The organism is Micromonospora sp. NPDC049151 (assembly GCF_040648395.1).
In the GTDB taxonomy this organism is placed as follows: Bacteria; Actinomycetota; Actinomycetes; order Mycobacteriales; family Micromonosporaceae; genus Micromonospora.
Genome location: NZ_JBEZDP010000038.1, coordinates 20,953 through 29,880 on the forward strand (window position 1 = coordinate 20,953; position 8,928 = coordinate 29,880).

Genomic DNA, 8,928 nt, shown 5'->3' on the forward strand with positions numbered 1-8,928 from the left:
CTCTCACGATCACGATGGCGCATCTCCTGACCCCGGCTCGAACAGGCGGTCGATGGCCTGCCGGGTGCGTTCCTCGCTGGCCGGCATCAGATGCGTGTAGACCCGGAGCGTGAAGCCCGGGTCGGCGTGGCCGAGGTACGACGCCAGGGCCTTGATGCTCTCCCCCGCGTCCAGCAGCGACGAGGCGTAGAAGTGGCGAAGCGCGTGCATCCCGGTGGCCCGGGTCGGCGTGATGCCGGCCGCGCGGACGGCGGGGCGCCAACTCTTGTCGTCGAAGGTGTGCCGGTTGATCGCACCCCGCCGGGTGGTGGTGAACAGCAGCGGCACCGTCACCCGCTCATCGTCGGCCGGGTTCTCCCACGGCAGGGTGAGCGACACCGACGGGAAGTCGTCGATGTGCTGACGCAGCACCAGGGCGACGGAGTCGGGCAGCGGTATCCGGCGGTCCCGGTCGTTCTTGGGCAGGCCGAAGACGAGCCGGGAGCGGACGAGCTTGACCTGACGCGAGACGTGCACCCATCCGGCGTCAAGGTCGATGTCGTCGACGCCGAGCCCCAGAATTTCGCCCTGCCGCAGACCGCAGCCGGCGCCCAGGTCGACCATCGCCCGGTACCGCTGAGCGAGGCCACCGCGGATTGCCGAAACCTGGTCGTAGCGCAGCGGCACTATCCGGCGCTGCACCGGTCGCGGCGCGGTGACCGACTTTGCCGAACACGGATTCTTGGCGATCCGTTCGTCGTCGACGGCCGCGCCGAGGATGGTCCGCAGGTGCGCGAAGATGACGGCCCGGGTCGCCGGGGCCAGCTTGCCGACCAACGCGGCGTCCCATTCCCGGATGTGGCCCGGCTTGATCGCCGCCAGTTGCCGAGAGCCGAAGAACGGCAGCAGGTGCTTGCGTACCCGATGCTCGGTGACCTCCCGCGTCGACTCGTCGAAGGAACGGGTGCGGAGCCAGGTCTCGGCGTATTCGGCGAAGGTGATGCGGCCGGCGAGCGGGTCGACGTAGGAGCCCCGGAGCTTGTCCGTCTCGGTGGAGACCATGAATGCCTCAGCCTCGCGCTTGGCCCGGTCCGGGAAGGACTTCTTGCGTTCCTTGCCGTCCGGGCCGATGTACCGCACCCGGTAGCGCAGGCCCTTGCCGAACAGTTGCGTCTTGACCCGCTCCTTCCGCCCGCCCTCGTGACGCAGCGTCTTGTACCAGCGATCTTCGACGTGCCCCATCAGGCCGCCGCCTGCTCACGTACCCAGGCCCGGACCGCTTCCGGCTCGTAGCGCAGGTGTCGGCCGATCCGGGCCGCCGGCGGACCGTACTTGACCTTGCGCCAGCGGTACAGCGTTTCCTGCGGCACCCGGAGGTATGCCGACACGTCCCGAACCGTCCACAGCTCGTCCTTGGCCATCACAGCCCCTCCCCCGTCTTGTCGTCCGCGTCCGTCGTCGAGGCACCCTCGGGGAGCTGGGCCGCGCGATCCTTGGCAGCGAGCAGTTCGGAGCGCCAGCGGGCGCGTTCGCTGATCGACCGCAGCAGCCGGTGGGCCATGGCTGGCACGTCGGGATCATCGGGGCGGGCCAGTTCCCAGGCGTGGCGGACCGGTTCGACGGTGGCGCCCTGGTCGTCGACGCCATCGAGGCCGACGGTGACGCCGAGCAGCGCCCGCACCCAGGCCCGCACGTCGTGCTTGTGATCGGAAAGCGTCTTGCCGGACCAGTCGCGGGAGATGAGGATGCGCCGCCCGCCGATGCCGAGGGTGTCGCGCTGGTGGACCTTGCCCTTGCAGCGGCCCGGCTTGAGCTTCGCGTGTGCCTTCTTCGGTTGGACGCCGTACAGCAGCCAGTTCGCGCACCGGTCGGTACACGGGGTCACGCGCAGTTCCCGCCACAGCCGGTCCAGGTGTGCGCGTTGCCGGTCGGTCGTTGCCTTGTGGCAGTCGCCGGTGTGCTTGGTGATGTACTTCGTGACGTACCGGATGGTCCGTTCCGCGTCGGCGGTGCCGGGCATGACGCCGCGCGCGTCGACCTGGGCGCCGAAGCGGACCACGTGCACCGGTTCCGCGTCGGGGTCGGCGTCGATGGCGTCGAGGGCTTCCGTCCAGGTGGTCAACGGCTGGCGGGTGTCCGGGTCGACCCACGCGCAGGCGTCCTCGTCCCACACCGGAGGCCGGTCGACGGTGTACCGCGCGACGTCGACCGCCGGCCACCACACCTGGTGATAGGTCGCCGCCGCGACGGTGCGCAGGATGTCCCGGGGAATCGTGCCTCGGATGGCGAAGTGCGCGTGTGGGGCGAGGCGGCGTTGCGGCTCGACGCAGCCGGCGTACTGGACGTTCCAGCCCTCACAGCGGCGCAGGTTCTGCCAGAACCGATCCAGCAGCCGAGGGAAGTGCACCGCATCCCACGCCGCCCGGCGGTAGTCGTACCGGTCGGGGTTGAGCGGCGTGCCGTCGGGGCGGACCGGGCCGTAGGAGTCGAGGGTGAGCGTCAGCCACATCGACGGCCGGTAGGTGGCACCGTCCGCAGCGGTGTACGTCCTGCCGACCGTGCGCGCCTCGACCTTGCGCCGAGGCAGTTCCGGGGCGTCCTGACGCCGTCGGGTGGAGCGCTTGCGACGCGGGCCGTTGTCGTCGTCGCCTTGGTCCTCGTCGCCGCTCGTGTGCGGCGGGGCGACCCGTCCCCGGAGCCCTTCGGCCGCGATGGCCTCTTCCACTTCCCGGATCGCCTCGTCGAGGTCTTCCACCTGGTCCCACTGGCACGCCCGGGACGCCTCGTCACGGGAGAACTCCAGGTGTGCGCGGAAGAGGATCAGGGACGCCTGTTCCTCGGTCGCCGGTTGCGGGGGCGGTAGCGGCTCGTCGTCGCGGTGCCAGCCCTCCCGAATCTGGGCCTGACGCAGCCGGCGGTTCTTCTTCGCGCACGGGGCGCACTTGTCCTCCCGGGTCGCGCCGCAGGGCAGGTCGATGACCTCGGTCAGGCCGGTGTCGAGATCCGTGCGGCGCATGGCGAGGGGACGGACGCACACCCCGTACTCGGCGGCGATCTCCTTGAGCACGTCGACCGAGCGGGGTAGCGCCATGCGGGCCGCCCGCGACCCCGGCCGAGGAGCAGCAGCCGGAGTCGGGGCGGCCGGCGCAAGGCCGGGCAAGGTCGGAGCGGTCATCGGATGATCCCGACGACGTGCGGCCGATTGGGCTGGACAGCGCGGGGAGGCAGTGCCGCCGGGACGACGGGCGTCGGCACGGTCGGGCGGACCGGTTCGACCTCGGTGGCTTCCGCCGGCTCTTCGTACCGGTAGGCGTCCGGCTGGTCCGGCTCGACAGCCGGCGGGGTGATCGGGGCGTTGGACAGGACGACTTTGACCAGGGCGAGGAACGCCAGCGACGGCACGGCCGCCACGACCCAGCCCCACACCGACGGATGGGCTTCGGCCACCTGGGCGGCGAGGGACAACAGCGCGAACGCCACCAGCAGCGAGCCGACCAGGCCGACGGGTCGACCGGCGCGGCGGCGGGCGCGTAGTTCCAGGCCGAGGTAGATGGTCATCAGCTCGACCGCTACGGCGTTGGCCCAGCCGATCCAGTTCGGTTGGCCGTGGGCGACGGAGAGGTCGTGGACGTGGGTGAAGGCGGCGGCGCCGGCCATGGCGCCGATGGCGAGCAGGATCACCAGCCGTACGGCCGATTCGGTGCGCTCGGTCATCGCCACTCCCGCATGGGCTTGTCGCGGATGGTCAGGTCGATGCGGATACGCCGGTCGGCCATGTCGGGGCGGCGGTTGACCATGTGCGCCAGGCCGTGCAGGGCGGCGGCGGTCTGGTCGGCCGGGCCAACCAGGCGGATGCGCAGCGGGCGGCGGAGCCGGTTGACGATGCGGGTGAGGGTGGTCATCGCGGTTACCTCCTGGCCGGTTGGATGTCGGTGCGGATGTAGTCGGGCGGGGCGCCGAGCGTGGCGACGGCTTCGGAGAGGCAGCGCCACAGCGCCCACGCCTCGTCGGGGGTCAGGGACATCCGTCGCCGGCCCGCACCGACCGCGAGATACACCGGGTACGGATCGGGCCGATCGGCGTCGACGCGGACGGACACGGCGGTGACCGGTTCGGGGGTGCGCAGCCGGTAGAACCGGCGACCGTTCGGGAGAGTGGTCACCGCGGCTCACCCCCGCCGTCGGAGTCGAGGAGGTTGCGCAGCGCGTCGGGCAGCAGCCGCCCGGACGGCTTACGCGGCAACGGAAGGCGTACCGGTTCGGTGGCGGTTTCCCGGCCGACCTGGGCGAGGATGTCCGAAGCGTCAGCCGGCGCCGGGAACCGCTGGGCCATGTCGCGGATGTCGTCGTCGCTGACGTAGGAGAACCGGACCCGCATCGGGTCGGGGGTGCCGTCGAGGATCACGTACCCGACGCCCTTGGCCCAGCGGGGCATCTGGTCGGCGAGCGCACCTCGGTTGCGGGCACCGTCGCCGAGGACCATGTCGACCTGTGACGCCTCGGTCAGGCTGAGCGCGATGCGGGTCGGGAACAGGTCCCGGAACGGCAGCACCTCCTTACGCGGGTCCTGCAACGCCGCCACCACCAGCACGCCGACGCCGGCGCCCTGCGACAGCAGCAGCCCGAGCGAGCCGGCGATGCGCTTGCGCAGCTCGCCATCCTGCAAGTACGCGGTCAGCGCGGCCATCTCGTCGACGACGACCACGACCAGGGGGTCCACTTCGGTCGGCGTGTGCACCCGAACCGTTCCCGCCAGGCGGGTCTGACGCTCCCGCAGGACGATTACGGCCTCGTCGAGCAGGTCCGCCATCGCCTCGAACGACTTGCACGCGAACCGGGCGAACATCGGCCGGCCGAGCGCGAACTCCATCCCGCCCTTCGGGTCGACCACCCACAGCCGCACCAACCCGGAGGCGACACCGCCGCCGAGGACCCGGACCAGCGACCACAGCACCGAGCCCTTCCCCGACCGGGTGGCGCCGCCCACCAGGACGTGAGTCGCGAGCAGATGCAGCGGCCAGGGACGCAGGTCCTCCCGCCGGGCCAACGGCAGCGCGGTGAAGTCCGGCACCGCCGGCACCGGGAACGGCGGCACCACCGTGCGCAACGCATCGGTCCGCACCAACGCCACGTAGACCACCGTCGGCCGGTCCCGATACCGCACCCGATCCACCAGCCGCAGCACCCAGCCCCATCGACCGGCACGGGCCGGCGGGTCGCCGGGACGTTCCGCGTAGACCCGGGCGTGCCGCCGGCCGAAGGCGTACGCCAGGTTCGCGCTCACCCGCTGGAACTGCTCCGGCGTCTGCCCCCGAACCATCCGCACCGTCAACACGTCCAGGGCCTGATCGGAGCGGACCCGCAGCAGGTCAGGGAGCACGTGCCGCCGGTCGAACGTCTCGGCGAGCCCGCAAAGCGTCATGGCCTCACGCCACACCCGCCGGTAGACGAACAGCCGGCGGAATGACCCCAGCAGCGGACCCGCCAGCCACGCCCACCAGGTCGACTCATCGCGCCAGCGCCACACCGCCGAGACCGCCGCCCCCAGCACCAGCGGCACCACCAAGCCCGGCCAGTCGAACTCGACGTAGAGCCACAGCGCGAGGACCACCGCGGCGGTTGCCACCGGGTGACGCAGGCACCACCACAGCAGCCGCCCGGACCAGCGCAGCACCAGGCCGAGCACCACCAGCCACATCGGCAGCTCGAATCGCTTCGGACGGAACAGGATCAGGTCGCCGGTCGAGGTCGTCACCACCTCACCGCGAGGCCGCCCGATCACTTGGCACCCCGCAGCGACACGAACCGGCCCGACGCATCCCGGACCGGAGGAAACGGAAGCACGAGCTGCCCCACGCAGCCCTCACACCGACCGTCGGCACCCGTGGCCGGGTCGAACCGGGACTGACACACGCCACACCGAGGCCAGGCACGGCCAGCCGGACGCATACCCTTGGACACGTCACTACCTCTCTCGACAGAGCAGGGGGAAGAGACACAGGGGCGGGGCTGCCGTCCGCCAAGACCTGACAGCCCCGCCCCCACCAGATGCGGCTACGCCGCCGCCTTCTTGGCCACGCCCGCCGGAGCGCGCATGCCGGTCGCCCGCAGCGAGTACGCCATCCGGCCGTTGTTCGCCACGTACGGCGTCACCGTCATGCCGTCGAACTCCACCGCCTCGAACGGGGCACCCGTCGGCGGCACCGGCTGGTAGTCGGCGGAAATCTTCACCGTCGTCTCCCGGGAGCGCTTGCCAAGCTCCGGGTCCAGGTCCATCACCCGCACCTGCCACACCCGCTGGCCGGTCAGCTTGTCCTTCGCCGGGCTACGCCGGCCCGTCTTCTCGTCGAAGTCCTCGACCTCACCCATCGACTCGGGCACCAACGCGCACCCAGCCGGGAACACGTCCTCACAACGCACGGCGAACCTCGTACCGCCACGCAGAGCCATCGCTCAACCTCCAAGTTGTTGACATGTCTGCCAAGTTGAGACTCCAAGGTAGACGGCGCTTGGCAGACAAGTCAACGAGTTGTTCTGGACGCCCGCCATGGCCAGGCCCAGCCCTCGCGCATCAGCAGGGCGCACAACAGGAGTCATCCGACGCACATCCCGGCCACCACAACACTGCGTCGCCAGTGGCTACACATTGACCGGAGTCTCGGCTGTCAAGGCCAGCAGGATCGGTGACGAAAGATTGAGTAGGGCGCTACAGCTACTAAAGCTGACGGCTCTGAGGATGCTGGTCGGGGCTACCGCACAACCCGGTCAGGACGTTGAAGCCCGGCGATCCATCAGTCACTCATCGTAAAACCTTGACAGCCCATGGTCACGAATGGAAGGTTGACTAAAGTCCGATCAATCGATCTGTAGGGATACCTCTATGCCCCTCCATCGCGCCCTTCGCAGGGCCACAGCAGCAGCTGCGGCGATCGTGCTCTCGCTGACATTCCCATCCGTGGCGAACGCATCCCCGGGAGCCGACGACAGGCGCCAGATCCAAGAGTTTGCGGACAGAGTCCATGATCGTTGGGGACTTAAGATCGATCCCTCGGCCTACGAAGTCGTTGTGATCAATGGGGTCGAGTCTGTCCACCCCAAAGGCATGCCATTGAACGTGGAGGAGACATCAGATGGAAAGGGGGGTGGAAGCACTTTCCTTTCCACCCCCGTAACCGCACCCGCGCGGCCCAGACTTGACCGAATCGCCACGCTCGCTAGCGAGCCAGCCTGGTACACCCCTACCTGCTACGCTCGACTGACCGATTCACCCGAGCACGTCGGCTGGATGGATAGCTGCTCTCAGTGGGGTGAGATGGACTATGCTAGTTCGACGCGCCGAAACCTTGCCCTTAAGGTCTACGCTTCCTGCGGCGCCAACAGCGGCAACATTTCCAGAGAGATCGACGAATGCGCTGTCGAGACGAAGCCCATAGCAGGCAACACGACCTTTTATTGGAACGACTGGAGCCCGAAGTCCACAGTCCAACTCTCAGACTGTGGAGACATCGGACTAAGCGTTGGCTACGGAGGAGTGGGGGCTTCGTACACCATCCACACGTGTGACAAGCTCGTCCCCAGGAAGGGGCAGGAAGGGGGCGACTTCACCTCGACCTGGAAAGGATCGGCGTACTGGCAGGACGACGTGCGTGAAACCGCCCTTCTGATAGCGATCGGCCACGACTACGACGGAAGAACGGTGGCACTGAATATCAGACGTGGTTACAAGTACTCCTTCTGCAATCTCCCTCCGAACGTCATCGATACCTGCGGCTAGCCCGAGAAGCGGAGGCAGCAACATGAGTAGGTCAGCTGGATCTTTGTCAGCACTTGCCGCTGGTGCCGCCCTCCTTGGGATTCTCTCCACCGCTGTAATAGTCAGCGCAAAATCCACCAGTGATCGCACACGTCGGATTGAGTCGGCAGATGCGCGAGAACTGCTCTCGGAAACCGTCAGACTGGCACGCACCGGCAACTTTGCCAATCTTTGTCAAGAAGTTGCAGCACGCTCCACTATCTGCAGGTCACTGTTGAGCTATACCACTTCTGAGAACTGGCTTCCCGACAACGATGACCCGACGATCGTGAGCATCGTCCGATACCCGGCCACAAGCAACAGCGAAGAGAGTCTAGTTCTGCACCTCAAGGGCAAAAGAGCTGATGGCATGACTTACGAATCAGATTTCCCTGTGATACGGGCGAGTGGCGGAGAGGTTAAAAGCCCTGCTCCAATCTATTGGTCGGGAATCACCTTTGTCGGCTCCCTCGAGAACTGCAGACAGCAAGATGGAGAAGCCTGCGGCCAAAATCAGTTGAAGCTTGACTAATCGACGAGCCAAGTCAATGGGGAGTTCGTCAGACCTCTTCGTGTGATGAGGGTGAGACGATCACCATGATCATGCCGGAAAAGGCTAGGCCGGAGGCACGAGCGGTAATCCGTTGGGGATCATCGAAGCAAGGACGTTAGCCCTGGCTTGGATGATCCCCATCCTTGCCTCGAACTCTGCCGGATCTCGGTGTGCGGCTTGGCTGGTAACCTGGCCGGGCCACTTGCGGTATAGCAGGCCGTATTCGCGGGTGAAGTAACCTTCACTGACGGCGCTAGCGGCGAGCAACAGACCGGTGTCCTCAGAAGCAGGGAGAGCCATCCAGCCGCCCAAAGCAAAAACTAGGTTTCGTCGGAGGCACAGCGTTGCGGGGTGCACTGATGCCCGATAGCTGTTGGCCCTCCAGAACGACAGCACGGAACCGCGGGGAATGACTCCGCCGGCCGGGTCCTTATCCCATCCGGCGGTCGACCCGTCTGGCAGCAGATCTAAGGCGTGTTTCGTAAGTCGGGCTGGCAGCGTCGAGGTCACGGTGTGGCGGTGATCGACAACTGAAGAGGTCTCCGGTATCTGGTTCTGCGACCAAGCAAGAACTTCATACCGGAGACCTCGTGGCCAGCGTAGCG

General features: G+C 67.6%; 9 protein-coding genes and 1 pseudogene. 1 reads left to right on the forward strand and 9 read right to left on the reverse strand.

What is annotated here, in order from left to right; translation table 11 throughout:
* Positions 1-9: 9 nt before the first annotated feature.
* The 8 genes from AB0B20_RS27935 to AB0B20_RS27970 all read right to left on the reverse strand — a co-directional run bounded on the left by AB0B20_RS27935 (position 10) and on the right by AB0B20_RS27970 (position 6,428).
* Positions 10-1,221 carry a tyrosine-type recombinase/integrase gene (locus tag AB0B20_RS27935; RefSeq protein ID WP_357474773.1) on the reverse strand — a complete coding sequence of 404 codons (1,212 nt, stop codon included), beginning with the start codon at positions 1,219-1,221 and terminating at the stop codon, positions 10-12.
* Complete coding sequence (locus tag AB0B20_RS27940) at positions 1,221-1,403, reverse strand: helix-turn-helix domain-containing protein (protein WP_357474776.1); 183 nt, start codon at positions 1,401-1,403, stop codon at positions 1,221-1,223. The genes AB0B20_RS27935 and AB0B20_RS27940 overlap by 1 nt, the downstream gene beginning before the upstream one ends.
* The gene (locus AB0B20_RS27945) at positions 1,400-3,154 is read right to left on the reverse strand and encodes a replication initiator (protein ID WP_357474779.1); all 1,755 of its coding nucleotides are present in this window, start codon (positions 3,152-3,154) and stop codon (positions 1,400-1,402) included. The genes AB0B20_RS27940 and AB0B20_RS27945 overlap by 4 nt, the downstream gene beginning before the upstream one ends.
* Positions 3,151-3,693 carry a DUF2637 domain-containing protein gene (locus tag AB0B20_RS27950; protein WP_357474782.1) on the reverse strand — a complete coding sequence of 181 codons (543 nt, stop codon included), beginning with the start codon at positions 3,691-3,693 and terminating at the stop codon, positions 3,151-3,153. Before AB0B20_RS27950 ends, AB0B20_RS27945 begins: the two co-directional genes overlap by 4 nt.
* Positions 3,690-3,881: a hypothetical protein gene (locus tag AB0B20_RS27955; protein WP_089154624.1), complete on the reverse strand. Its 192-nt coding sequence runs from the start codon at positions 3,879-3,881 to the stop codon at positions 3,690-3,692. The genes AB0B20_RS27950 and AB0B20_RS27955 overlap by 4 nt, the downstream gene beginning before the upstream one ends.
* Positions 3,882-3,886: 5 nt before the next feature.
* Complete coding sequence (locus AB0B20_RS27960) at positions 3,887-4,141, reverse strand: hypothetical protein (protein WP_355093808.1); 255 nt, start codon at positions 4,139-4,141, stop codon at positions 3,887-3,889.
* Positions 4,138-5,676 carry a cell division protein FtsK gene (locus AB0B20_RS27965; protein ID WP_355093824.1) on the reverse strand — a complete coding sequence of 513 codons (1,539 nt, stop codon included), beginning with the start codon at positions 5,674-5,676 and terminating at the stop codon, positions 4,138-4,140. Before AB0B20_RS27965 ends, AB0B20_RS27960 begins: the two co-directional genes overlap by 4 nt.
* 356 nt (positions 5,677-6,032) lie before the next feature.
* Positions 6,033-6,428: a transcriptional regulator gene (locus AB0B20_RS27970; RefSeq protein ID WP_281585541.1), complete on the reverse strand. Its 396-nt coding sequence runs from the start codon at positions 6,426-6,428 to the stop codon at positions 6,033-6,035.
* A 505-nt stretch (positions 6,429-6,933) separates the two neighbouring features.
* On the opposite strand from AB0B20_RS27970, the gene AB0B20_RS27975 reads away from it, so the two are divergent.
* Positions 6,934-7,752, forward strand: coding sequence for a hypothetical protein (locus AB0B20_RS27975; RefSeq protein WP_355093805.1), 819 nt, complete (start codon positions 6,934-6,936; stop codon positions 7,750-7,752).
* Between the two features lie 634 nt (positions 7,753-8,386).
* Here the strand turns inward: AB0B20_RS27975 and AB0B20_RS27980 are convergent.
* Positions 8,387-8,928, reverse strand: a pseudogene (locus tag AB0B20_RS27980) (hypothetical protein); the annotation flags it as partial.

Excerpts from the sequence above, each read along its gene's own strand:
- AB0B20_RS27935 (WP_357474773.1), bottom strand. The coding sequence starts at position 1,221 with ATGGGGCACGTCGAAGATCGCTGGTACAAGACGCTGCGTCACGAGGGC.
- AB0B20_RS27945 (WP_357474779.1), bottom strand. The coding sequence starts at position 3,154 with ATGACCGCTCCGACCTTGCCCGGCCTTGCGCCGGCCGCCCCGACTCCG.
- AB0B20_RS27950 (WP_357474782.1), bottom strand. The coding sequence starts at position 3,693 with ATGACCGAGCGCACCGAATCGGCCGTACGGCTGGTGATCCTGCTCGCC.
- AB0B20_RS27955 (WP_089154624.1), bottom strand. The coding sequence starts at position 3,881 with ATGACCACCCTCACCCGCATCGTCAACCGGCTCCGCCGCCCGCTGCGC.
- AB0B20_RS27965 (WP_355093824.1), bottom strand. The coding sequence starts at position 5,676 with ATGTGGCTGGTGGTGCTCGGCCTGGTGCTGCGCTGGTCCGGGCGGCTG.
- AB0B20_RS27970 (WP_281585541.1), bottom strand. The coding sequence starts at position 6,428 with ATGGCTCTGCGTGGCGGTACGAGGTTCGCCGTGCGTTGTGAGGACGTG.